Source organism: Mucilaginibacter sp. (assembly GCF_039935595.1).
In the GTDB taxonomy this organism is placed as follows: Bacteria; Bacteroidota; Bacteroidia; order Sphingobacteriales; family Sphingobacteriaceae; genus Mucilaginibacter.
In genome coordinates, this window is record NZ_JBDTJZ010000044.1 from 1 (window position 1) to 23800 (window position 23800).

Here is a 23800-nt window from a genome sequence, read left to right on the forward strand (position 1 = left end):
TTTAATAATGCCTATGCTTTAATGATGCGGCAAAAACAGGCATCAAATTTGAATGTTAAAACTATATCCGATTTGAAAAGATATTTGGATAGTAAATAGAATAAGTAAAAAGTTCCCCTCTTGAGAGGGGGCGCGATGGATAGTGTGATGGCAGGGGTGTGTTAAACGCGTTATTAACACACCCCTGCCCCTCTCAAGAGGGCAACCCAAAGCACTGGCCTTGCATTCATCATATAAATAAATGGATATAGCCAACCGCTACAAAAAAGTACGTAAACTAACCGAAAGCATCTGCGCACCGCTGCAAACAGAGGATTATGTGGTGCAACCGGTTATTGATGTTAGTCCGCCCAAATGGCATATTGGGCACACCACCTGGTTTTTTGAAACCTTTATTTTAAAGCCTTATTTTATGGGTTACCAGGAATATAATGCCGATTACAACTTTGTATTTAATAGTTATTACGAATCAGTAGGTAACCGGGTTATCCGTACCGATAGGGGTAATTTGAGTCGCCCAACTGTTGCCGAAATTTACCGGTATCGCGAATATGTGGACGAGGCTATAGCGAAGTTTTTATGTGCCGAGCCATCGCCGGAAGTTAAAGAGTTATTGATATTGGGCCTTAACCACGAGGAGCAGCACCAGGAACTTTTATATACTGATATTAAATACATATTGGGCCATAACCCGCTGTTCCCGGCGTATAATAAAAACTATACATCGCCAAAATCGGAAGTTGTTGAACCCGGTGATTTTATTAAAATGCCCGAAGGCATTTATGAAATAGGTTTTAAAGGCGAAGGCTTTTGCTTTGATAACGAATTGAATCGCCACAAAGTTTATTTAAACGCATTTGAGATAAGCCCCAATTTGGTAACTAACCAGGAATATTTAACTTTTATAAATAGCGGCGGTTATCATGATTTCCGCCATTGGCATGCAGAAGGGTGGGACTGGGTAAAAACGAATAAAGTAGAAGCTCCACTGTACTGGCATGTAATTGATGACGAATGGTATAACTATACCTATCATGGTTTAGGCCCCATAAAGCCTGATGAGCCCGTTTGTCATATCAGTTATTACGAGGCTTATGCCTATGCATCATACAAAGGTATGCGCCTCCCAACCGAGTTTGAGTGGGAGGCTGCCTCATCAAAATTTAAATGGGGAAAAAGCTGGGAGTGGACAGAGAGCGCGTACTTGCCCTATCCGGGTTTTGCTAAAGCACCGGGGGCCATTGGCGAGTATAACGGCAAATTTATGGTTAATCAAAAGGTTTTACGTGGAGCATCAGAAGTTACATCGCCGGGGCATAGCCGCGGTACGTATCGCAATTTTTTTGCACCCTATTTACAATGGCAGTTTACCGGGGTACGGCTGGCTAAATAAAAAACATATCTACCAATATGAATACTTCAACTAACCAAACTTTATCACCATCAACCCAAAAAGGCAGCGATAAGCAGTTTTTTGATGATGTAATGACAGGGTTGCAGGCTACGCCAAAGTATATGCAATCCAAATACTTTTATGATGCTGCCGGCGATAAGCTTTTTCAGGATATTATGAACTGCGAGGAGTATTATCCTACGGATTGCGAACTGGAAATATTTTCGGAACAAACGGAAGCTTTGGCTAACGCGATATTAGCCGGCGGCGATGGATTTGACCTGATAGAACTCGGCGCTGGCGATGCCACAAAGTCGAGCTATTTATTGCAGCACCTGTTAGACAAGAAAGTTGATTTTAATTACCTGCCTATTGATATATCTGAGCATGTAATTGATTACTTAAACAGTACACTACCCGTTACCTTGCCCGGTTTAAAAATTACCGGCTTAAACGGCGATTATTTTGAAATGCTTAAAAAAGCGGCGGCAGACTCAACCAGGCGCAAAGTAGTGTTGTTCTTAGGCTCAAACGTGGGTAATATGCCTGTTGAAAATGCTGAAGAGTTTTGTGCCGAACTACGTAGCCATCTGCAAGTAAATGATATGGCGCTAATAGGCATCGACCTGAAAAAGAATCCTAAAACCATTCTCGCCGCTTATAACGATAAGGAAGGAATTACAAAAAAATTCAACCTGAACCTGCTGGAACGTATAAATCGCGAATTGTACGCAAATTTTGATGTATCACAATTTGATCATTACCCAACATACGACCCCGAAACCGGATCATGTAAAAGTTATCTGGTGAGTTTGAAAGATCAGACAGTAAATATTAGCGGGAGCGAGCCTGTTCATTTTAAAATGAATGAACATATATTTATGGAAATATCTCAAAAATACACTGTTGAACAAACTAATGAAATGGCCGGTGCTGCTGGCTTTAAAACCGACGGGCATTTTTACGATAAAAAGCGATGGTTTTTGGATGTAATTTGGATAGCTGAATAATGCAATTTTAGTTACAAAAGAAAATTCAGTTTTTGTCGATGATAATACTAATTTTGGCGGCGATACCCCTGGTAGTATTATATAGATAGATAAATGGAAGGTTTTTCGTTAAAAGACAAGGTTATTATAGTAACTGGCGGCACCGGTATTTTAGGGGACGCATTTATTAAAGGGATTGTAAAAGCGGGTGGTACGGTAGGGATATTGGGCCGCAACGAGACAATAGCCAATCAGCGTGCAGATGCGGTTAACGCAGCGGGCGGTAAGGCGATAGCTTTAATAGCTGATGTATTGAACGAAGAGCAGCTGATTGCTGCCAGAACCAAAGTATTAGACAAGTTTGGACGTATTGACGGGCTGGTAAATGGTGCCGGGGGCAATATGCCCGAAGCTATTGTACAACCAGGGTCGGATATTTTTAATATGAATATGGAGGGTCTGCGCAGTGTGGTTGACCTTAACCTATGGGGTACTATTATACCAACCCAAATATTTGGCGCGGCCATGGGCAAAACCAGCAAAGGCAGTATAGTAAATATATCGTCAATGGCACCACAAGGTGTTATAACCAAGGTTTTGGGGTATAGTATAGCCAAAGCAGCTATTGATATGTACAACAAATGGTTTGCTGTTGAAGCTGCCTTAAGGCATGGCGATAAAATAAGAATGAACGCCATAGCACCCGGGTTCTTTTTAACCGAACAAAACCGTACCCTGTTAACCAACCCCGATGGCAGCTATACCGAGCGCGGCAAGCTGGTGATGCAAAACACACCCTACAAACGTTTTGGGCAGCCGGAAGAATTAATAGGTGCGCTGATATATTTATTAAGTGAAGAATCGAATTTTGTTACCGGTACCATCCTGAATGTTGATGGCGGTTTTTCGGTATTTAGCGGGGTGTAGGTAAATCCACCTGTGTCATTTCGAACATAGTGAGAAATCTATACATATTCCATATTAAGCGTGTGTATAGTTTTCTCCTCGTTCCTCGTCGAAATGACAATACTTAAACAGTTTTTGGTAAAGAGGATGGAACCGCCCTACTAAAGTGCGGGCAATTACAATCCTTTTTAAATATACCACAGGCACTCAGGCTTAGCATTAAGCCAATGCAACAAACCAATAATGCCCTGTTTTTTAATTTTTTCATCGATGTAAATTATTCACCAATTAAAGCCGCGTAATCCTCTGCAGATAATAACGCGTCAAGGTCAGCACCATTGCTTATGGTAACTTTTACCATCCAGCCATCACCATACGGATCAGTATTAACCAGCTCGGGCTGGCTATCCAGTAGTGGATTCAATTCATCTACCGTACCTGTAACCGGCATAAACAAGTCTGATACGGTTTTTACTGCCTCAATGGTGCCAAACTCTTTGTCTTTAGCTATGGTTTCGCCAACGGTTTTAATATCCAGGTAAACAATGTCGCCCAACTCGCGTTGCGCAAACTCGGTTATGCCCACATAAGCGCTTTCGCCTTCAACGCGTATCCATTCATGGTCTTTTGTGTATTTAAGTTCGCCGGGAAAATTCATAGCTGTAGTTTTTTCTGTGTTCTCAAAAATAATAAAACTTTAAGTTACTACCTAAACTAACCGCATTAAAACTATCTTAGTGCTGGTAAACCTGTTAGTGGAATAAATTTTGTTGTAGTTGATAAAAGTAACGATCTGATGAAAAAGATATACCTGATAGGCTCATTAATATTATTAATACTTGTACAGGCCTGTGTTAATGATGCCGATGATTCAGGATCAGCCAATGATACCAAAAAGCAACCCATCGTATTTATTGAAAAGGTTGATAAGCAATTTGTCGAAGATGCTGCCCATATTAATATGGCCGAAATAGAACTGGGCAAATTGGCTATAAAAAAAGGATCAGACAAGCGTATAAAAAATTTTGGTGCCATACTGGTTAAACAGCATAACAAGATCAATATTAAACTACAGGTGCTTGCCCGGGCAAAGAAAATACCTTTGCCAGTAAGCATTGACAGTATATCCAATAAAAACCTGGCAACGCTGGCGCAAAACAATGGTAAAGCCTTTGATAAAGCGTTTTTAAACTATGTGGTTACTAACCATCAACGATGCGTTCAACTATTTGAACAGGCTTCAAAGCATGTAATTGACGCAGACCTCCGTAAAATAGCCGATAAAAATTTATTGATATTAAAAAGGCATTTAGATTTAATTGATGTGGTGAAAAAGGGGTTTAAATAATTATGATTTATATTTGGCAATAGCTTTTTAAAAACCTATGTCAAAACCAATTGTAACGGGTATTATTTCTTTCGGGATGTCGGGCAGGATATTTCATGCGCCGTTTTTAAGCACCAATAAGCAGTTTAAATTAAAGGCTGTAGTTGAGCGTAACCAGAAAAAAATGGCTGCCTATTATCCGGACATTGTAAGCTATGATAGCATTGACGAAATGCTTGTAGACCCGGAAATAGAACTAATAGTAGTTAACACGCCCAACTTTACCCATTTTGAGCTAAGCAAACAAGCGCTTTTAGCAGGCAAACATGTACTGCTGGAAAAACCGGCAGCGGGAAACTCTGCGGAATTAAAAATATTGTTTGATACCGCCAAAGCTGCTGACCGTAAACTAACCTTTTACCAAAACCGCCGCTGGGATAGTGATTTTATGGCCGTAAAGGAGGTGATAGAAAGCGGCAGGCTGGGCCACATTACCGAAGTGCACTTTAGGTATGACAGGTACAAGCCGCAATTGCAGGCCAAGCCCTTTAAAGAAACCAAAACCCCGGTAAACGGGCTGGTGTATGACCTTGCCCCGCATATTATTGACCAGGCGCTACTGTTATTTGGCAAACCGATGAGCTTTGATAAAACCACCTTTTCGCAAAGGGAAAACTCCATTGTGGTTGATTATTTTAATTTTAGACTGAGCTACGGGCAGTTTAATGTTTACCTAACTTCGGGTTTGCTGATACCTGAGCCTATACCCGCATTTGTAGTGCATGGCACGCTGGGCAGTTTTCATAAACACCGTACTGATGTGCAGGAAGCACAATTAGATGCTGGTATGTCGCCGCTGGATGAGGCTTATGGCATTGAGCCTGTCGGCAGCGAGGGTAAGCTGGTAACCATTGGTACCGATAATAATAAAACTGTGGAATATATAACCTCGCAAAAAGGAGATTATAGCAATTTATTTAATGCGTTATATCATACCATACGCCAAAACGCGTTATATCCGGTAACCGAGGAGCATGTAAGCTGGCAAATGGAGTTGCTGGAAGCCTGATAAACTGCTACCTTTACCGCATAATTTATACTGATGAAAAAATTATTCTTACTTTTTAGCTTAGTAATAGTTGCAACAATAGCCAACGCCCAACAAAATACTGAGACCAATCTGCCTTTAATTAAATACCATATAACAACAGCCGATAGCAGTATTGTTACCCCTGCCGCTTTAAGGAAAGGCAAACCCGTAATGGTTATTTATTTTGAACCAAGCTGCACCCATTGCGAACATTTAATGGCTGAGCTGAAACCCAAAATGGACGCGCTTAAAAACATACAGGTGGTAATGATCACCTTTACCCAAACCGAATATCCGTTTTTAAGGCTGATTAAAGATTTTAATAAAAAATACAACCTGGGGAAATATCCCAATTTTACGGTGGGTACAGAATATACATCGAAAAAAGATTACCCGGTACAACGGTATTATGCTATTTACACCACCCCATTTGTTGTGGTTTATAATAAAAGTGGTAAGGTGGTAAAATCATTCACTACTGTACCAGCTGTTAACGATTTACTCGTCGCTGTAAAAAAAGCGGAACAATAAAGCCAATTGTCAGTTAAATGTCATGCGTAGTTAAAAAAATACCTTATAGGGCTTTTTTAGCAAGAAAGTTACAGGCTTTATAGGCAAAAAAGCCCAATAAAGCCTGATTTTTGCGCCATGAACACAAAAAACATCTTCTTACCGCTAATATTAATATTGTTTTTTACCACCCGGCTTTTTGCACAAAGCGGCGGTTCGATATCAGGTACTTTAATAGATGGCGCAAATAGCCAACCTTTATCTTTTGCATCAGTTGTTGTAACTAAAAAAAATGATGCGCAACCACCCAAAAACATGCAATCTGATATCGACGGTAAGTTTACCGTAAAGGGATTAAGTAATGGTACATATACGGTACGGGTTAGCTATGTTGGTTACCTATCGTTTTTAAAAGATACCATTGTAATCAATAATACTAAAAAGAATATAACGCTTGCCAATATTACCCTTCGCCCGTCAAAAGGGGCGTTAAAGGAGGTAACAGTAACCGCTCAGCGAGACCAAATAAAACTGGGTATCGATAAAAAATCATTCAGCGTTGCCGAAAGTTTAGTTAGCCAGGGCGGTTCGGCAACCGACCTGCTTGCAAATGTACCGTCTGTACAGGTGGATGTTGATGGTAACCTTAGTCTGCGTGGTTCGAGCAGTGTGCGGGTATTGATAAATGGCAAGCAGTCAACCTTAACCGGAGGTAACCTTGCCGATATTTTGCAATCTATCCCGGCAAGCTCTATAGAAACTATTGAGGTAATTACCAATCCGTCTTCAAAGTACGAGGCTGAGGGACAATCAGGTATCATCAATATTGTATTGAAAAAAAATGTCAAAACCGGTTTTACCGGTTCTGCATCCATAACAGCGGGCACACAACAAACGGTTAATGGCTCGGTGAGTCTGGCTTATCAAACCAAAAAAATAAATGTTTACGGCAATTACAGCTACCGTAAAAGCAACCGGGATGGCGGTGGTTTCAGCACCAAAAATACCAGTGAAATTGTTTCCGGTTCGCCGGTGTTACAGCATAGCGACCAATTGAATAACCAAACGTTTGATTTTGGCGGCCATAACATACGCAGCGGCATTGATTTTTTCTTAAATGATAAAAATACGCTGAGCCTTTCAGATAATATTAACATACGCGATCGTAGCCGGTTTCAAAGCGGGAGTACTACGGTAACGCAAAACGGCGCGCTTTATCAAACCCAAACTCAAAATAACGTTTCAACAGGTTCGGGTACCAATGTTGATCTGAATCTGGACTTTGAGCATAAATTTGCCAAAAAGCAGGAAGTGTTAACCGCTAACCTGGGCTTCTCAAATGATCTGAATAACGGAAACGACCAGTTAAGTACTATAATAACCAATTATTCGCCACCGGTACTGCCTTCAAGTATATTTAACAATTATACCAACGGGCACGATAACAGCTTTAACATACAAACCGATTATACCCTGCCTTTAAAAGACGGGCAAATTGAGGCCGGTTACCGCACCACTTTAAGTAAAAGCGATAACAATAATATGGTGAACCCTTTTGCCGCAGGTTCTTTTTATTACGACCCGTTACAATCAAACGATTTGATATATAAGCAAAATGTAAACGCGGTTTATGGCAATTACCAGCACCAGTTTGGTAAATTTGGCATACAGGGCGGTTTGCGTTTGGAAGATTCACACATCAGTACGGAGTTAAGCACTAATAATGTAATTACCAATAACAGACAAGATTATCTGCGGCTGTACCCCACCTTGTTTTTAACCGAGAAGATTAACGACAACCAAACCATACAGTTAAGCTACAGCAGACGTGTAAGCAGGCCAAACAGCAGGTTTCTGTCGCCGTTTTTAGATAAAAGTAATGTGCTTAATTACCAACAGGGTAACCCTAACCTGAAGCCGGAGGACACCCACTCGATAGAATTAAGCTATATTAATTACTGGAAAGCTCTTACTTTAACATCATCATTATACTACAGGCTTACCAATGATAATATACAACCGGTGTCAACTTTGCTTGATGCGAATACCACGCTATCAACTTTTCAGAATCTGTCAAGCGCGTCAAACTCGGGTTATGAGTTGATAGCCAAACTGAGCCCTTCGTCTATATTTGATATTACGGCCAATGTAAATGCTTATTACCGTCGTATTGAAGGGTATGCCCCATACAACATACCAACCACATCAGGTTTTGCCTGGAACGGCAATTTAACCGCAAGCATTAAGCCAACCAAAGCATTCGGTATACAGCTTCGCGGCGACTACCAGGGATCGCAGGTGTTGGCGCAGGGCACTATGCACGCACGCTATGGACTTGACGGCGGTGTAAAGTATGACCTTACCAAACAACTTACCCTTAGCGTTAATTCGCGCGATATATTTAATACACGCAAGTTTGTATCGGATACACATCTTGCCACCGCTACGATTGTATCTGATCAATATTCGGAGCGTAGGTTCTCAACCCGAACCATATTATTCACCTTATCATACCGCATAGGTGGAAACAGTAACAGCGCACCAGGTAAAGGACGTAAAGGAGGCAAGGGTAAAGTGGATAGTAAAGATACCAAAGATAACAGTTTGCAATCGCCTGATCAGGAAGACGATTTTGGTGGCGATATAAACGGCGGCGGCATAGGCACCGGTGTTGGCGGTGCGGGCGGTGGTCCTGGTGGTCCCGGTGCGGGCGGTGTTGGTGGTGGCAGACCAGCCCCTGTGCAGCGTTAATTAATTAACAGCAATTAGGTAAATGGTTTACCTGCGGTTTATTGCTGCTGCTGTTGTTGCACCATTTCCATATAGCGCTGGTAGCTGTTTTTTGAGAAAGCAGGTACCGGCGTTCTTGTTTCGGGCTGCGCATCGGTAACCGGTATGTATTCGGCGGCCATCGTAGTCTCATCATCAACGGAAACTGAAACTTCCAACGTGTGTCCCGATGCGCCTTTATAAACCCCTTTAACAGGAGAGCAGTCTGAAAAATTACGCCCAACAGCCAGGCGTATGTGGGTTTCGTTAGCTATATAATTATTGGTAGGATCAATGCCCAGCCAGCCATAATCAGGTATATAAGCCTCGGCCCAGGCATGGGTAGCACCCTCGCCGCGAAGGCCATTTTTTGTAGTGCATATATAGCCGCTTACATAACGGGCAGGTATTTGTACCAGGCGCAGCATTTCCATTAAAATATGGGCAAAATCCTGACAAACACCGGCCTTTAATTTCCATATTTCATCCAACGTAGTTTCAACTGTTGTAACGCCTTTTATGTATTCAAAGTTTTTATATACGTATTCGCAAAACCGAAGGGCAACCTGGTATGGAGTATCCTCGGGCGAGCGCAAGGTTTCTACAACTTTTGTTAATTCGTCTAAACCTTCAAAATATTCCTGCTTTAAAAAGTCAATATAAGGCACCATATGTTTCAGGCTGGCCAAATACTGCCATTGCTGCGACGGAAAAATATCATTTACCGGGTATGGCCGGTGTTTGGTAATAACAGTTACTCTCGAATTTATAACCAGCATAGTATGGGGTTCGCTATAAGTAAAGCTACCCACCTCGTTGCCGTAATAATCAATGTAGGTATCAACTACCGGGTTGCCGGTTATATGCAACTCCTGTTTTACCAGGTCCTGAAATTCATCCTTTATCGGGAACAAAATGATCTGGTTGGCGCTGTCGCGCACAGGGCCCTCATATAGGTAACGGGTAATGTGCTGTATCTCAAATTCTGGCATAATATTTCTGTCTATTTAATCGCCGGGCTATTAACCTCACCCCGACATCGCTTTGCTTATCGACCCTCTCTTCCGCAAGCGGCAAAAAAAGGGTTTTCACTAATCTTTAATCTTCAATAACTAATCTTTAGCACCTAATCTCTAATCACCAATTAACTAATCACTAACTATTAGCAAAATAATGCTCATTCAATGCGTTTGCCACGCCATAAAGCTCACTGCGTATCTGTGTTAAAAAGGTATGTAGCCCCTCTTGCTTAATACTACGTACCGAGCTGTATTTAATGCGACTTTGTAAACGCCCTATCTGGAACGACATCTCCCGGAAATCTTCCATGTTACTGTTGTTTTTAAGGCGATCAAAGTAACGCTGTATATTGTTTACCGAATGGATAACCGACCGCGGAAAATCATTGTTCAGCACTACCTGTTCTAATACATTTTCGGCCTCAAAGCCTTCGCGGTAAGTTTTCAGGTACAGTTCATAACCGCCTAATGATAATAGCAGGTGTTTCCAGTAAGTGGTGTCTGTCAGTAGGTCGGGGTTATCGCTTATCGAGCCAAACTTGGTATCTAAAATATCTACCGATTGTATGGCACGTTCCAAATACTTGCCGATGTTCATAAAACTGCGGCCCTCACCGCGTTCCATCGTTATTTCAACCGTGCCGTAATACAGCATAACCTGTTTTATCAGTACATCCAATACGCCTATAGGGTCTTCGCGCAGCAGGGCTTTTTCCAGTTTTGGATCTTTTATGGTATGGTAATACTCATTAAGGCATTGCCAAAGGTCCTTGGTGATATGCTCCTGCACGCCACGGGCATTCTCTCGCGCAAGCGTAATAATGTTCAATACCGAGTTTGAATTGCCTTTACCCGTTACCATATACTTCAAAACAGCACGGCTATCATTAGCCAGGTTTTCAGTCTCGTCCTCTTCCGAGTCGGAGAAAATGCGTATCACCGGCTCCCAGGTAAACTCCTGTATGGTATCCTGCGATGAGGCATAATTAATTTTAAGCATGCGCAACATACCATCGCTACGCTCAATATAGCGGCTTAACCAATAAAAACTTGCGGCAACACGACTTAGCATATAGCCTCGCCCCCCAACCCCCTGAAGGGGGAACTAATTTGTTTAACTTTTATAATTTTCTTCATATCATCTTTAAAAAACTCCCCCTTTAGGGGGTTAGGGGGCTACGTTAGCACCCAAGTATCCTTGCTGCCGCCACCTTGCGAGCTGTTTACTACCAGCGACCCTTCTTTTAGCGCCACACGCGTTAAGCCTCCCGGCACTATCTCAATGCCGTCGGGACCGCAAAGGGCGTATGGCCTTAAATCAATACGGCGGGGCTGTAATTCGCCCTGCATATAACATGGCGCTGCCGAAAGACTGATGGTTGGCTGTGCGATGAAATTACGCGGATCCTTTAATATTTCTTTTTTATAATCGCTTATTTCTTTATCACTGGCGGCATGGCCCATTAGCATACCGTACCCGCCGCTGCCGTTGGTGCGTTTTACCACCATATTATTCAGGTTTTTAAATACATGCTCCCGTTCGTCGGGGTTACCTAATTGGTGGGTGGGTACATTTTTAAGTATAGGTTCTTCATTTAAATAATAGCGTATCATATCGGGCACATAAACATATACGGCCTTATCATCAGCTACGCCGTTGCCTATGGCATTTACTATGGCTACGTTGCCTTTACGGTAAGCGCCCATAATACCTGCAACGCCTAACATGCTGGTTGGGTTAAATACCAGCGGATCTAAATACTCATCATCAACCCGGCGGTAAATAACATCTACCTGTTGCAGGCCGGTGGTGGTTTTCATATAAACTTTATGATCCTTAACTACCAGGTCGCGCCCTTCAACTAATTCAACACCCATTAAACGGGCCAGTGTGGTATGCTCAAAATAGGCCGAATTATAAATACCCGGACTAAGCAATACAATAGTAGGGTTGGCAATTTGCCTTGGCGATATGGCCAGTAAGTTTTTATATAAAATAGTTGGGTATTCGGTAACGCTGCGCACGCCGCATTGCGGCAACAGATCGGGGAATAAGCGTTTGGTTATTTCCCGGTTCTCCAGCATATAGCTCACCCCTGATGGTGTGCGCAGGTTATCTTCCAGCACGTAAAAGGTACCATCGTGGTCGCGTATCAGGTCAATGCCCGATATGTGGATATAAATATCATATGGCACCTGCAACTGATACATCTCGCGTAAAAAATGCGGGCACGAGTAAATAATATCTATAGGTACAATACCATCTTTAATGATAAACTGGTTATGGTAGATATCCTTCAAAAAATGATTAAGGGCGGTTAGGCGTTGCTTAATGCCTTTCTCAACAAAGGCCCACTCAGCCGCGGTAATTATACGGGGGATGATATCAAACGGAAATATTTTTTCAATACCCTCGCCGCTGTTATAAACAGTAAAGGTAATACCCTGGCTCATAAACAGGCGCTTGGCCAGTTCTTCCTTTTTGTTCAGATCGTCGGCTGATTCTTTAGAAATATATTCAATCACCTTGCGATAATGCTCACGCACATTGCTATCGGCACCATACATCTCATCCCAAACTCCGCCAATCGGACTATATTTATCAAAATAAGCTGATTCCTGCATGAATTATTTGTAAAAAATTGGCTTTTTTTGGCCGGTTATTTGTTAAAAACGTAATTTATAAAACTTTTTTATATAAAAGCAAGCTTTTGTTGAAATATTTATACTTTTTTATCGAAAATTTTACCATTTTTCTTACAAATTATATAAATTAATACAATTTGCGCAATAATTTAATGCTAAAAAGTGTTAAAAATGATTTTTATTCATTAATAACTCATAATCTACCTATAAAATTTCAAAAAATAAAAACGTTTGCCGTGCAATTGTATTTCGGATATTGGTTGTACTTACTTAAACAACAGGGCGCACGGAATGTTCTGCACCTGATGTGGTTAAATATACCAATATTAGCAAAGCAAATTTATTGTTAATGATGTTTATTGTTAACTTGCTTTATGTATGACATTTGCTGCATAGGGCACATTACATCTGACAAGGTGATTAATGGGCAGGCCATTAGCTACCAACCCGGTGGCACGGCTTGGTATTTTAGTAGCGCCATGCAGCATTTGCCGGTAAACTACCTGCTGGTTACGGCCCTTGCCCAAACAGAGAAGCATTATGTAAGTGAGTTAAATGATAAAGGCATAAAAGTACTTGTGCAGCCCAGCACACACACGGTGTATTTTGAAAATATTTATGGTAATAACCCGGATGACCGTAACCAAAATGTTTTGCATAAAGCGGATGCGTTTACAGTAGATAAAGTGGCGGATATAAACACCAAATTATTTCATTTAGGCCCATTGCTTGCCGATGACATACCTGCGGATATGGTACAGGCGTTGGCCGGTAAAGCTAAAATAGCCTTAGATGTGCAGGGCTATTTGCGTAGAGTGGTAAATGGTAAAGTGTATGCAGCACCATGGGCGGATAAAGATTTGGTACTACCCCATATTTCCATATTAAAAGCTGACGTTGTCGAACTGCAATCGCTTACAGGTTGTCAAACTATTATTGATGGTGCCGCACAAGTGGCGGGCTATGGCGTAAAGGAGGTTATAGTCACCAATGGTAGTAAAGGCTCGGTAATTTATGCGGCGGGCAAGTTTTATAATATTCCCGCACATCCGCCTAAAAAAACGGTTGATGCCACGGGTTGCGGCGATACCTATATGGCAGGGTATTTATACCGCCGTATAAAAGGTGATGACATATACATGGCGGGCAAGTTTGCAGCCGCTATGGCCGCACTTAAAATAGAAAGGGTCGGCCCGTTTTGCGGTACGGAGGCCGATGTGACGTCAATGCTTACGGACTAAGTGTGGCTTATTTGACCCTGTAAGTTGTCCGTTGCTGACGTGTGCAAATTGCAGCATATAATATAGGTTTGTAAACATTATTCCAGATCCGCGATCATGAAAACCATATTTGATAAAACCACCAGGGACGAAATAATAAACCGTATTAATACACTTAATGCCGACAGCAAGGCCCAATGGGGCAGTATGAATGTTTACCAAATGTTAAAGCATTGTACCGTTGCCGAAGAGTTTTACCAGGGGCAGGTGCCCCATAAACGAATGTTTTTAGGGCGCATAATAGGCCAGTGGGCGCTAAAGGGTATGCTAAAGGATGATGCCCCCATGCGCAGAAACGCGCCGACCAGCGATCATTTTAAAATAAGCCAGGTTAGCGGCGATATTGAAGCCGAGAAGCAGAAACTTATAAAGCTTTTAAGCGCATACGAGGATTTTAACATTGCCGAGTTTACGCATTGGTTTTTTGGTAAAATGACTCGCGAGCAAATAGGACAACTGGTTTACAAACATACCGATCATCATTTAAGGCAGTTTAATAGTTAAGGCGATTAAGCTTATCAGGCGGCATTATCAAATTACTCGCCCGTTCATTACAACAGAACTTGCACTTTTTAAACGGTCTTGCACAAAAGCTTCATCTTTTACATATATCATATTAAATTCAAACCCGGTTTGTAAGGGGTCAAACGCGGTTAGCTGCCTGTTTTTGTAATGGTACTTATAAGGTTTAAATCCGTACCCGGTTAAAAGCTGGTGGGTTTTAATATTGCCATAGCCATAATACTCGCCCGTATTTGAAAATTCAATGATCAGCGCCTTACATCCCGGCGAGGAAATAGTATGGTGCGCACCCAGCAGCGCGTTATGTTCATGGCCCTCAATATCCAGTTTCATTAACAAAGGGATTCGGCCCTGTAAAATAGTATCAAGTGTTTTGGCCTCTACGTATACAATATCATCACGGGTGTCATAACAAACCCGGTTAGTAGCATGGTCGGCAGAGGTAAAAGGTAATATGCCATTTATATCAGAAACCGCTACGTTTAGCGCTTCGACCCTGTTAGCTATACCGTTAATGGCTATATTTTGCTGCAGGCCCTTAAAGGTATCGGCGGCGGCTTCAATGGCAACAGTATGCCCTTTTTTTTCGGCTGATGCCAAAACGGTGTAAGCGCCGCCATTTGCGCCAATATCCACAAACAGATCATCGGGAGTAAGCAGATGTAATAAAAAGGGCATAACATCAGGGTCGCTGATGCCAAAATAATAATTGCCTGTTAAGGCCTGAAAGCCATTGATCAATAAAAGCTTACTATTGGAGGTATATTTAAATACCAGCTTTTTTTTAAAAACTTTGCTAATAACCTGCCACTTTATAAAACGATACAGCGACCCCACTTTTTGTGGCAGCGTATATTTATCAGAAAATATTTCGCGAAGGGTAGGCTGCATGATCTTTAAATATACGGCAATGATAACTAATGGTCTTAAATTATAACATGATTATTGGCACTCAAAATTATTGTTTTATTGCACATATAATTTTTTAGTATTTTTGAAGTTATTGATTAAAATAATTTATATGAGGAAAAGTTACCCCCGCTGTCTTCCTTTATCACTTATAATATTATACCTGCTATTATTTGTTGCTGCCTGTAAAAAAGACAAAACAGCTCCGCAGCCTCCTCCTATAACCAACTATGCAAAATTGGGTTTGTATGAGCTAATTAGTACTACCAACAGGCGGGTATTTATCCCCATCACTAAAATAGGAACAGTAAGTATAAATTACGCCAGTATTTTTGATACCGGCTCCACCGGTATGACCATTGATGCTACCAATATATTGCCTGCCAGCATGATAACCAGCAGCGGTATAATTGTTCCCGGCGATTCGGTTGTATATAACGGTATTACGGTTACCTCTCAGCAAAGCACCATAAGCTACGGCGGTGCCGGCGGCAGCATAACAACCGAATATGGTAACCTGGCCTATGCGCCCGTAACCATAGGCGATGCCAACGGCAACATAACTACCGGCCGTATACCCATATTTTTATATTATAAAGCACAGGATGTAACCAATAATAAAACTTTAATTGCACACTCCAATGATGTATTTGGTGTGGGGCCCGGCACAAGTTTTGCAAGCAGCGCAATTGGCAGCCCTTTAAGCTATTTTACACTACCTACAAGTGTAACCAGCGGTTTCAGGCTGGGGATGTTTCAAACGGCTTCCTTTACTACCGGCGGGACTTATGTACCCGGGCTGTTGGTAATTGGCTTAACGCCTGATGATTTGAACTCGTCGGGGTTTATTATGCATAACTTAAACTACTATTCGCAGGGCGGATACTCGCCTAATATTCCGGCTACTATAAATTATAACGGTACAGATGTATCGGCACTTTTATTGTTTGATACCGGCAATCCATCGGTTACCTTTGTGGAGAATGAGGCCGCCAGCGCTAATACATTAACACTGCCGGCTAATACAATTGTTTCTTTAACCACCAGCAGCGGGTTCACTTACCAATACACCACTACCTCAAATTATAACTTAACACAGGTACTGCGCCCATCCTACAGCGGCGACCCGCGGAGCATTTTCAGTATTGACTTTTTCCTGAGTAACGAGTACCTCATGGATTACCAAAACCACCGCATCGGCTTAAAAAACAATTAATCGCTGTAAAATAGCCACCAAATACGGCGACGTTATTTTAATATCGTGTTCTGTATATAAAGGTACTTCTAAAAAATTGCCGACATTTAATGTAATGGTTTCGGTGCCTACGGTACAAACACATTGGCCCTTTAATATAAAAAAGCTTTCTATCCAGTTATCGTGCGTTTCTTCGGGTACATCCGTTTTGGTAACAACCAGCATTTGAGTGCCTCGGTCATCCTGTCGCAGCACTTCCATAAAAAAGTCTTCAAACGGTTGGGCAGGTATCAAATGTTCCACCGCTTTAAGCCAGGCCTCATAATCGGAATAGGCATCAACATTGGGCGGGTTGTTCAAATCTATATCGTCGCCAAATCCCAGGGTGCTTAATATTTGTTGCTTTAGCCGCTCATCCGGATCAATAGCCCGGGCCGCCGCCATTTTCTCCATAGTGGTTTCAATATGTATAAGCTCCTGTTTAATTTCTGGATACAAGGCACCGTTTTTAAGTACATCGGCCCGTTCATCAGCATTAAGCAGATCCAGGCAGTACTGTTCTAATATCCCGCTTTGTATGTACGCCTGTATATCCATTAATAGGTTAAACTTTAGTAAACAAATATACTTAAAACTAAATATGGGAAAAGGCATAATTGGTTATAACGCTCATTAAAGAAAATCATACATTTATAAATTACCTATATTAGTTGCATTATAGCTGCATATGTATTTTATATTGTCAAAACTCCTGGTTATTTTAATCTATCCTTTTACCTGGATATTAGTTTTATTAGCTGTTGCCTTTTTGGTAAAAAACAAAAAATATAAGCACAGCAGTTTCATTGCCGCTTTAGCATTGCTGGTTATATTCAGCAATCCTTTTTTATTTAACCGCGTTGCGCAAAAATGGGATACGCCGCCTTATAACCGTGCCGACACCACGCATTATAGCTGTGCTGTTATACTTGGCGGTTTTTCATCAAGCGACCGTGCAGGCGGCGGATATTTTAATTTTTCGGCAGATAGGTTTTTGCAGGGTGTAAAACTGTTGTTAACAAAAAAAGCATCGCATATATTGATTACCGGGGGCAATGGCAACCTGGTTCCCGGAGGCTTTAGGGAAGCCTTATGGGTAAAAAAGGAATTAAAAGAATTTAACTTTCCGGATAGCGTGGTTTTAATTGAAAGTAATTCAAGGAACACGCTGGAGAATGCTAAATTTTCAAAAAAATTACTGGAGCAAACCCATTTGCCGCCCCCATACTTATTAGTGACCTCGGCATACCATATGCCACGGTCATTAATGCTATTTAAAAAAATGGGGGTTGATGTAGTGCCTTACGCTTGTAACTATATTGCACGTGGCAAAAGGGTTATGATAAGTGATTTTATCCCGGATGCCGGTGTTATATCTTCATGGAACATATACATTAAAGAGATGGTTGGCTACGCGGTTAATAGTTTTACCAAATAAATCCGGTATCAAGCATAAATACCTGGTATAAAGCAGTTAAATAAACAGGTAAAAAAACCTTTTTCAATTATAGGAATTTTCTCTACATTTGCAGGCTAATTGTTGCTCATTGAAATCGCTGAGAAATTATTCGATTCCTTTTACCGGCCTTTCGCTGGGGGATCATGTTTTTGAGTTTGAGATTACGGATGCTTTTTTTGACGAATTTGAATATTCGTTGGTTAAGCAGGCCGATCTGAAATGCCGGGTTGAGTTAGAAAAACAGGAAACTATGCTTATCCTTGATTTCTATATTACCGGTACTGTTAATGCGGCCTGTGATAAATGTTTAGCGCAGTATCCACAGGCGCTGGATATACAGGAGCAGCAGATCGCTAAATTTAGCGATGAAAAAATTACCGGGGACGATGAGATCATCAATCTGGGTAAAAGCGAGCATGAAATTATGCTGGCCGGATTAATATATGAATATATAAACGTTGCAGTGCCATTTACAAACCGCTGCGACAACGAGGGGAACACCCCGTATTGTGATAAAGAAATGCTTGTCAAAATAAACAAGCTGACCGAAAATAATGAACAAGACGAGAGCATTGACCCGCGTTGGGATGCTCTTAAAAAATTTAAATGAACTAATAACTAAAAGTTATGCCACATCCAAAACGTAAAATATCCAAATCAAGAAGAGATAAACGCAGAACCCACTACAAGGCAGAAGCGCCAACCTTAACTACCTGCAAAACAACAGGTGCTGTGCATTTACCACACAGAGCTTATACTGTTGACGGTAATGTTTACTACAACGGTAAATTACTTATTGAGAAAGCAGCAGTAGCCTAACCCCTGATTTTCTGAAATGAAAATTGGCTTAGATATTATGGGCGGTGATTTTGCTCCCGAAGCAGCAGTTTTAGGGGCAATTTTGGCTTATAAAGAAATATCCGATTCAAAGCTGGTACTCATTGGCGATAAAAACGCGGCCCTGAAAATATTGCAGGACAATAAATTTGACCCTGCGGTTTTTGAGTTTGTGCATACTACCGAAGTTATTGGTATGGGCGAACACCCAACCAAAGCCATTGTTCAAAAGCCCGACTCGAGCATAGCTGTGGGTTATAATCTGCTTAAAGAAGGCGCTATACAGGCATTCTCGTCAGCAGGTAATACCGGCGCTATGTTAGTTGGCGCTATGTTTAGCGTAAAAGCCATACCTGGTGTTTCGCGCCCTGCTATAACAACCATTGTACCCAAACTTAAAGGAGGTTTGGGTATTTTGTTGGATGTAGGTGCCAATGCAGATTGCAAAGCCGATAATTTATTGCAGTTTGCCATTTTGGGCAGCTTATTTTCTGAACTTATTTATGGCGTAAAAACCCCCAGGGTGGGTCTCATAAATATTGGCGAAGAAGAAGAAAAGGGCAATATGCTTAGCTTGGCCGCCTATCCGCTGCTAAAAGAATCAAAGCTTATAAATTTTATAGGAAATGCTGAAGGCCGCGACCTGTTTGCAGACACGGCCGATGTGTTTGTATGCGATGGATTTACCGGCAATGTTATTTTAAAACTGGCAGAGTCATTCTATGTAATTTCATTAAAAAAAGGGTTTAAAGACGAGTTTTTTGACAAGTTTAATTACGAGCAATACGGAGGCAGCCCCATATTGGGTATAAATGCGCCGGTTGTTGTGGGCCATGGAATTTCAAATCCTGAAGCTATAAAGAACATGGTGCTTTTATCAAAAAATATGATTGAGAGCAACCTGGTTGATAAAATGCGACAGGCTTTTCAATAAAAAAATAAACTATGAGTAAAATTCATGCTGCTATTACTGCAGTAGGTGGTTATGTCCCCGAGTACGTACTCACTAATGAGGAGTTATCCCGCATGGTAGATACCAACGACGAGTGGATAACCACCCGTACCGGTATAAAAGAGCGCCGAATATTAAAAGGCGAGGGGCTGGGAACGTCAGATCTGGCTGTACCCGCAGTTAACGAATTGCTACGCAAACGCGGCATAGGCGCCGAAGAAATTGACCTTATTATTTTTTGTACCACTACACCTGATATGCCTTTCCCGGCTACGGCTAATATTTTTGCGCATAAAATTGGTGCCATTAACGCCTGGGGTTTTGATATGCAGGCGGCATGCTCGGGCTTTGTATTTGGCCTGGCAACTGGAGCGCAGTTTATTGAAAACGGCAAACATAAAAAAGTGCTGGTAGTTGGTGCCGATAAAATGTCGTCTATAGTTGATTATGAGGACCGCTCAACCTGTATTATTTTTGGCGATGGTGCCGGCGCGGCATTGTTAGAACCCAATACCGAAGGGTATGGTATTATTGATTCGGTTTTAAAAAGCGATGGCTCGGGTATACCATTTTTACACATGAAAGCCGGAGGCTCATTAAAACCTGCAAGCCACGAAACTATTGACGCGCGCGAGCATTATGCCTACCAGGAAGGTAAAGCCGTATTTAAGTTTGCTGTAACCAATATGGCCGAGGTTGCCGCCGAGGTTATGGAACGTAATAGCCTGCAGGCGGATGATATTGCCTGGCTGGTACCTCATCAGGCCAATAAACGTATAATTGATGCAACTGCGGCACGTACCGGAGTAAGTGCTGATAAAGTAACTATAAACATTGAACGGTATGGCAATACCACCAATGCAACCATACCATTATGTATATGGGAGTGGGAAAATAAATTTAAAAAAGGCGATAACCTTATATTGGCGGCTTTTGGCGGCGGGTTTACCTGGGGATCTCTTTATTTAAAATGGGCCTACGATAGTAAATAGTTAATGGGCAGATGAGTGGATGTGCAGATATGCAAATTCCTGCAAATTAAATTTGAACATTATAAAACGCAATTTGTTACCTAAATAACTGATAATCTAAAGGAAAAATATCTGCACATTTGCACATATGCTTATCTGCACATAAATTAGACAAACATTATCCAAAAAATCAATAAACCTAAAACATGGATATTAAACAAATACAGGACCTTATACGCTTTGTCTCCAAATCAGGGGTGAACGAGGTTTCGTTAGAGCAAAAGGATTTTAAGATCACTATAAAAACGAACCAGGCGCCAACAATAGTTAATGCAACTATACCGGCTATACAGCCTGCTGCCGCCCCGGTTGCTGCAGCACCTGTTTCTGTGGATGCACCAACGCCTGCTATAGCTGATACATCACATTATGTTACTATCAAATCGCCAATGATAGGTACTTTCTATCACTCGCCAACACCCGATAAGCCGGTGTTTGTAAACGTTGGCGATGAAATACAAGCCGGTACCGTAGTTTGTATAATTGAAGCCATGAAACTTTTCAACGAAATTGAATCAGAAGTATCGGGCCGTATTGTAAAAATATTAGTTCAAAATGCTTCGCCGGTTGAGTACGATCAACCTTTATTTTTAGTAGAACCAGTATAAGTGATTAGTGATTGGTTGATTAGTGATTGGTTAAGCCGTCGGTAATCAGCCATGATTTTGATTAAAGACAACTAATCACTAATAACTAATCAACTAATTGACTAATCATGTTTAAAAAAATATTAATAGCTAACCGTGGAGAGATTGCCCTGCGAATTATTCGCACCTGTAAGGAAATGGGTATTAAAACAATAGCTGTATATTCAACCGCTGATAGGGATAGCCTGCATGTGCGTTTTGCAGACGAGGCTGTTTGTATTGGCCCCCCTCCAAGTAAAGATTCTTATTTAAATATCCCCAATATCATATCAGCAGCCGAGTTAACCAATGCCGATGCAATACATCCGGGCTATGGTTTCCTGTCAGAAAATGCTAAGTTTTCGGCCATTTGTGCCGAGTACGGTATCAAATTTATTGGTGCAACAGCCGCGCAGATAAATGCCATGGGCGATAAGGCATCGGCCAAAGAAACCATGAAAAAGGCCGGTGTGCCTACCATTCCGGGATCGGAAGGCTTACTTACCGATGTTAAACAAGGCATCGCTATATCTAAAAAAATAGGTTACCCGGTTATACTAAAAGCAACTGCCGGTGGCGGTGGCCGCGGTATGCGTGTGGTTTGGAAAGATGAAGAATTTGAAGCTGCCTGGGACTCGGCCCGTGCCGAATCTGGTGCTGCATTTGGTAACGATGGCATGTACCTGGAAAAATATGTACAGGACCCCCGCCACATTGAAATACAGGTAGTAGGCGACCAGTATGGTAAAGTATGCCATTTATCTGAGCGCGATTGCTCTATACAGCGCCGTCACCAAAAGCTGGTGGAAGAAGCACCATCGCCTTTTATGACAGAAAAACTGCGTAAAAAAATGGGCGAGGCTGCTATAAAAGGTGCCAAAGCAGTAAAATATGAAGGTGCAGGTACCGTAGAGTTTTTGGTTGACAAAGACCGCAACTTCTACTTTATGGAAATGAACACCCGTATACAGGTGGAGCATCCGGTTACTGAAGAGGTGATAAACTTTGACCTTATAAAAGAACAAATAAAAGTTGCCGCGGGCATACCCATCTCCGGAAAAAACTATGAGCCAACCATGCACGCCATTGAGTGCCGTATAAATGCCGAAGATCCGTTTAACAACTTCCGCCCGTCGCCGGGTAAAATAACAAACTTTCATTCGCCGGGTGGCCATGGTGTACGTATTGATACACACGTATATGCCGGTTATACCATACCCCCTAACTATGATTCAATGATAGCCAAGGTAATTTGTTGCGCCCAAACACGCGACGAAGCTTTAAGCACCATGGAGCGTGCGTTAAGTGAATTTGTGATAGAAGGTGTAAAAACCACTATTCCGTTTCATTTAAAACTATTAAAGGATGCCAACTTTAGGGCGGGTAATTTTACGACCAAGTTTATGGAAACCTTTGAATATTCGGAATAAATAAAACTATTACACTACTATAAAACGTAATTAGAATTCCCGGTTAAAGGGAACTAAGATATGAGCGATAACAAACTAGTAAAGGCAATTAAAGATAAGGGCAAGACCATTGAAGCCGAAATGTCGTTTTTTGAACATTTGGAGGCTTTAAGGTGGCACCTTATACGTGCGGCTATTGCTATATTAGTGTTTACCTCAGTGGCGTTTTATTTTCATGATTTCATAACTGATACAGTTGTATTGGGACCCTTTCATGCAGATTTCTGGACCTACAGGATGTTATGTAAGGCGGGCAACGCCTTACATATGGAGGGGTGGTGTGTTAATAAAATAAACGCCAGTTTAATTAGTACCGAGGTAGCAGGGCAATTTAATTTATTAATGAATGCCTGTATAATGACGGGAGTAACACTGGGTATACCCTACCTGCTGTATGAATTGTGGCGTTTTATAAAACCCGCCCTTCATGATAAGGAAAAGAAAGCAGCATCAGGCTTTGTATTTTACGCATCGTTGTTATTTATAGCGGGCATTTTGTTTGGCTATTTTATTATAACCCCATTATCCATACGTTTTTTGGCCGGTTTTACAGTGAGCTCAACTATTCAAAATACGTTTACAATAGATTCATATCTGTCATCAGTAGCTACTTTAACTTTAGGTAGCGGTATAGTTTTTGAACTACCCATTTTAATATATATACTATCCAGTTTTGGTATTTTGAATGCCCCCTTTATGCGCCGCACACGCAGGTATGCTATTGTTATTATATTAATAATTGCGGCCATTATAACACCAACGCCCGATGCTATTACCATGAGTGTTGTTGCAGCACCCCTATTGTTATTATATGACGTGGGTATTATGGTAG

The 23800-nt window shown here is 41.6% G+C and carries 25 protein-coding genes; 19 read left to right on the forward strand and 6 right to left on the reverse strand.

Translation table 11 applies throughout. The features are described 5' to 3' along the window. The 4 genes from ABI367_RS02370 to ABI367_RS02385 form a co-directional block, all read left to right on the forward strand. Positions 1-99: glycine betaine ABC transporter substrate-binding protein (locus ABI367_RS02370; RefSeq protein WP_462229695.1), on the forward strand; the 99-nt coding region annotated here is incomplete at its 5' end. A gap of 142 nt (positions 100-241) precedes the next feature. Further along, positions 242-1393, forward strand: a complete 1152-nt coding sequence (gene egtB / locus ABI367_RS02375; RefSeq protein WP_462229647.1) for an ergothioneine biosynthesis protein EgtB — start codon at positions 242-244, stop codon at positions 1391-1393. A 17-nt stretch (positions 1394-1410) separates the two neighbouring features. After that, complete coding sequence (locus ABI367_RS02380) at positions 1411-2403, forward strand: L-histidine N(alpha)-methyltransferase (protein WP_462229649.1); 993 nt, start codon at positions 1411-1413, stop codon at positions 2401-2403. A 93-nt stretch (positions 2404-2496) separates the two neighbouring features. After that, positions 2497-3309: an SDR family oxidoreductase gene (locus ABI367_RS02385; RefSeq protein ID WP_462229651.1), complete on the forward strand. Its 813-nt coding sequence runs from the start codon at positions 2497-2499 to the stop codon at positions 3307-3309. A gap of 256 nt (positions 3310-3565) precedes the next feature. Here the strand turns inward: ABI367_RS02385 and gcvH are convergent, their stop codons facing one another. Then, positions 3566-3946, reverse strand: coding sequence for a glycine cleavage system protein GcvH (gcvH, locus tag ABI367_RS02390; RefSeq protein WP_462229653.1), 381 nt, complete (start codon positions 3944-3946; stop codon positions 3566-3568). 138 nt (positions 3947-4084) lie between these two features. Here gcvH and ABI367_RS02395 point away from each other — a divergent pair, with 138 nt between their 5' ends. From ABI367_RS02395 to ABI367_RS02410, 4 genes are all read left to right on the forward strand, one after another. Next, entirely contained in the window at positions 4085-4636 is a 552-nt protein-coding gene (locus ABI367_RS02395) for a DUF4142 domain-containing protein (RefSeq protein WP_462229655.1), read from the forward strand. Positions 4637-4673: 37 nt separating this feature from the next. Further along, positions 4674-5684 (forward strand): Gfo/Idh/MocA family oxidoreductase, encoded by a 1011-nt coding sequence (locus ABI367_RS02400; RefSeq protein WP_462229657.1) that lies wholly within the window; start codon positions 4674-4676, stop codon positions 5682-5684. Between the two features lie 33 nt (positions 5685-5717). Continuing rightward, entirely contained in the window at positions 5718-6236 is a 519-nt protein-coding gene (locus tag ABI367_RS02405; protein ID WP_462229659.1) for a TlpA family protein disulfide reductase, read from the forward strand. 117 nt (positions 6237-6353) lie between these two features. Then, the gene (locus ABI367_RS02410; protein ID WP_462229661.1) at positions 6354-8966 is read left to right on the forward strand and encodes a TonB-dependent receptor; all 2613 of its coding nucleotides are present in this window, start codon (positions 6354-6356) and stop codon (positions 8964-8966) included. A 38-nt stretch (positions 8967-9004) separates the two neighbouring features. Here ABI367_RS02410 and ABI367_RS02415 read toward each other — a convergent pair whose 3' ends face one another. From ABI367_RS02415 to ABI367_RS02425, 3 genes are all read right to left on the reverse strand, one after another. After that, on the reverse strand, positions 9005-9976 hold the full coding sequence (locus ABI367_RS02415) for a transglutaminase family protein (protein WP_462229663.1): 972 nt from the start codon (positions 9974-9976) through the stop codon (positions 9005-9007). A 163-nt stretch (positions 9977-10139) separates the two neighbouring features. Continuing rightward, positions 10140-11075, reverse strand: a complete 936-nt coding sequence (locus tag ABI367_RS02420) for an alpha-E domain-containing protein (protein ID WP_462229665.1) — start codon at positions 11073-11075, stop codon at positions 10140-10142. Positions 11076-11179: 104 nt separating this feature from the next. Beyond that, positions 11180-12628: a circularly permuted type 2 ATP-grasp protein gene (locus ABI367_RS02425; protein WP_462229667.1), complete on the reverse strand. Its 1449-nt coding sequence runs from the start codon at positions 12626-12628 to the stop codon at positions 11180-11182. Between the two features lie 395 nt (positions 12629-13023). Between ABI367_RS02425 and ABI367_RS02430 the strand changes: the two genes are divergently transcribed. Both ABI367_RS02430 and ABI367_RS02435 read left to right on the forward strand, forming a co-directional pair. Further along, entirely contained in the window at positions 13024-13890 is an 867-nt protein-coding gene (locus ABI367_RS02430; protein ID WP_462229669.1) for a PfkB family carbohydrate kinase, read from the forward strand. Between the two features lie 96 nt (positions 13891-13986). After that, positions 13987-14433: a DUF1569 domain-containing protein gene (locus tag ABI367_RS02435; RefSeq protein WP_462229671.1), complete on the forward strand. Its 447-nt coding sequence runs from the start codon at positions 13987-13989 to the stop codon at positions 14431-14433. A 27-nt stretch (positions 14434-14460) separates the two neighbouring features. Here ABI367_RS02435 and ABI367_RS02440 read toward each other — a convergent pair whose 3' ends face one another. Continuing rightward, positions 14461-15342, reverse strand: coding sequence for an FkbM family methyltransferase (locus ABI367_RS02440; protein WP_462229673.1), 882 nt, complete (start codon positions 15340-15342; stop codon positions 14461-14463). A gap of 130 nt (positions 15343-15472) precedes the next feature. On the opposite strand from ABI367_RS02440, the gene ABI367_RS02445 reads away from it, so the two are divergent. Continuing rightward, on the forward strand, positions 15473-16576 hold the full coding sequence (locus ABI367_RS02445; RefSeq protein WP_462229675.1) for a hypothetical protein: 1104 nt from the start codon (positions 15473-15475) through the stop codon (positions 16574-16576). Here ABI367_RS02445 and ABI367_RS02450 read toward each other — a convergent pair. Next, positions 16562-17152, reverse strand: coding sequence for a cupin domain-containing protein (locus ABI367_RS02450; RefSeq protein WP_462229677.1), 591 nt, complete (start codon positions 17150-17152; stop codon positions 16562-16564). The genes ABI367_RS02445 and ABI367_RS02450 overlap by 15 nt on opposite strands. Positions 17153-17294: 142 nt before the next feature. Between ABI367_RS02450 and ABI367_RS02455 the strand changes: the two genes are divergently transcribed. The 8 genes from ABI367_RS02455 to tatC all read left to right on the forward strand — a co-directional run. After that, positions 17295-18032, forward strand: a complete 738-nt coding sequence (locus ABI367_RS02455; protein ID WP_462258004.1) for a YdcF family protein — start codon at positions 17295-17297, stop codon at positions 18030-18032. A 109-nt stretch (positions 18033-18141) separates the two neighbouring features. After that, positions 18142-18663, forward strand: a complete 522-nt coding sequence (locus ABI367_RS02460; RefSeq protein WP_462229681.1) for a YceD family protein — start codon at positions 18142-18144, stop codon at positions 18661-18663. Between the two features lie 17 nt (positions 18664-18680). Then, a complete protein-coding gene (gene rpmF / locus ABI367_RS02465; RefSeq protein ID WP_462229683.1) occupies positions 18681-18872 on the forward strand; it encodes a 50S ribosomal protein L32 in 192 nt (63 codons plus the stop codon). A 16-nt stretch (positions 18873-18888) separates the two neighbouring features. Further along, positions 18889-19824 carry a phosphate acyltransferase PlsX gene (plsX, locus tag ABI367_RS02470; protein WP_462229685.1) on the forward strand — a complete coding sequence of 312 codons (936 nt, stop codon included), beginning with the start codon at positions 18889-18891 and terminating at the stop codon, positions 19822-19824. Positions 19825-19835: 11 nt separating this feature from the next. Beyond that, positions 19836-20834, forward strand: a complete 999-nt coding sequence (locus ABI367_RS02475) for a beta-ketoacyl-ACP synthase III (RefSeq protein WP_462229687.1) — start codon at positions 19836-19838, stop codon at positions 20832-20834. 185 nt (positions 20835-21019) lie between these two features. Beyond that, the gene (accB, locus tag ABI367_RS02480) at positions 21020-21481 is read left to right on the forward strand and encodes an acetyl-CoA carboxylase biotin carboxyl carrier protein (RefSeq protein WP_462229689.1); all 462 of its coding nucleotides are present in this window, start codon (positions 21020-21022) and stop codon (positions 21479-21481) included. Between the two features lie 107 nt (positions 21482-21588). Further along, a complete protein-coding gene (gene accC, locus ABI367_RS02485; protein ID WP_462229691.1) occupies positions 21589-22929 on the forward strand; it encodes an acetyl-CoA carboxylase biotin carboxylase subunit in 1341 nt (446 codons plus the stop codon). 60 nt (positions 22930-22989) lie between these two features. Then, on the forward strand, positions 22990-23800 hold an 811-nt coding region (gene tatC, locus ABI367_RS02490; protein ID WP_462229693.1), incomplete at its 3' end, for a twin-arginine translocase subunit TatC.

Excerpts from the sequence above, each read along its gene's own strand:
- egtB (WP_462229647.1), top strand. The coding sequence starts at position 242 with ATGGATATAGCCAACCGCTACAAAAAAGTACGTAAACTAACCGAAAGC.
- ABI367_RS02380 (WP_462229649.1), top strand. The coding sequence starts at position 1,411 with ATGAATACTTCAACTAACCAAACTTTATCACCATCAACCCAAAAAGGC.
- ABI367_RS02385 (WP_462229651.1), top strand. The coding sequence starts at position 2,497 with ATGGAAGGTTTTTCGTTAAAAGACAAGGTTATTATAGTAACTGGCGGC.
- gcvH (WP_462229653.1), bottom strand. The coding sequence starts at position 3,946 with ATGAATTTTCCCGGCGAACTTAAATACACAAAAGACCATGAATGGATA.
- ABI367_RS02395 (WP_462229655.1), top strand. The coding sequence starts at position 4,085 with ATGAAAAAGATATACCTGATAGGCTCATTAATATTATTAATACTTGTA.
- ABI367_RS02400 (WP_462229657.1), top strand. The coding sequence starts at position 4,674 with ATGTCAAAACCAATTGTAACGGGTATTATTTCTTTCGGGATGTCGGGC.
- ABI367_RS02405 (WP_462229659.1), top strand. The coding sequence starts at position 5,718 with ATGAAAAAATTATTCTTACTTTTTAGCTTAGTAATAGTTGCAACAATA.
- ABI367_RS02410 (WP_462229661.1), top strand. The coding sequence starts at position 6,354 with ATGAACACAAAAAACATCTTCTTACCGCTAATATTAATATTGTTTTTT.
- ABI367_RS02415 (WP_462229663.1), bottom strand. The coding sequence starts at position 9,976 with ATGCCAGAATTTGAGATACAGCACATTACCCGTTACCTATATGAGGGC.
- ABI367_RS02420 (WP_462229665.1), bottom strand. The coding sequence starts at position 11,075 with ATGCTAAGTCGTGTTGCCGCAAGTTTTTATTGGTTAAGCCGCTATATT.
- ABI367_RS02425 (WP_462229667.1), bottom strand. The coding sequence starts at position 12,628 with ATGCAGGAATCAGCTTATTTTGATAAATATAGTCCGATTGGCGGAGTT.
- ABI367_RS02430 (WP_462229669.1), top strand. The coding sequence starts at position 13,024 with ATGTATGACATTTGCTGCATAGGGCACATTACATCTGACAAGGTGATT.
- ABI367_RS02435 (WP_462229671.1), top strand. The coding sequence starts at position 13,987 with ATGAAAACCATATTTGATAAAACCACCAGGGACGAAATAATAAACCGT.
- ABI367_RS02440 (WP_462229673.1), bottom strand. The coding sequence starts at position 15,342 with ATGCAGCCTACCCTTCGCGAAATATTTTCTGATAAATATACGCTGCCA.
- ABI367_RS02445 (WP_462229675.1), top strand. The coding sequence starts at position 15,473 with ATGAGGAAAAGTTACCCCCGCTGTCTTCCTTTATCACTTATAATATTA.
- ABI367_RS02450 (WP_462229677.1), bottom strand. The coding sequence starts at position 17,152 with ATGGATATACAGGCGTACATACAAAGCGGGATATTAGAACAGTACTGC.
- rpmF (WP_462229683.1), top strand. The coding sequence starts at position 18,681 with ATGCCACATCCAAAACGTAAAATATCCAAATCAAGAAGAGATAAACGC.
- plsX (WP_462229685.1), top strand. The coding sequence starts at position 18,889 with ATGAAAATTGGCTTAGATATTATGGGCGGTGATTTTGCTCCCGAAGCA.
- ABI367_RS02475 (WP_462229687.1), top strand. The coding sequence starts at position 19,836 with ATGAGTAAAATTCATGCTGCTATTACTGCAGTAGGTGGTTATGTCCCC.
- accB (WP_462229689.1), top strand. The coding sequence starts at position 21,020 with ATGGATATTAAACAAATACAGGACCTTATACGCTTTGTCTCCAAATCA.
- accC (WP_462229691.1), top strand. The coding sequence starts at position 21,589 with ATGTTTAAAAAAATATTAATAGCTAACCGTGGAGAGATTGCCCTGCGA.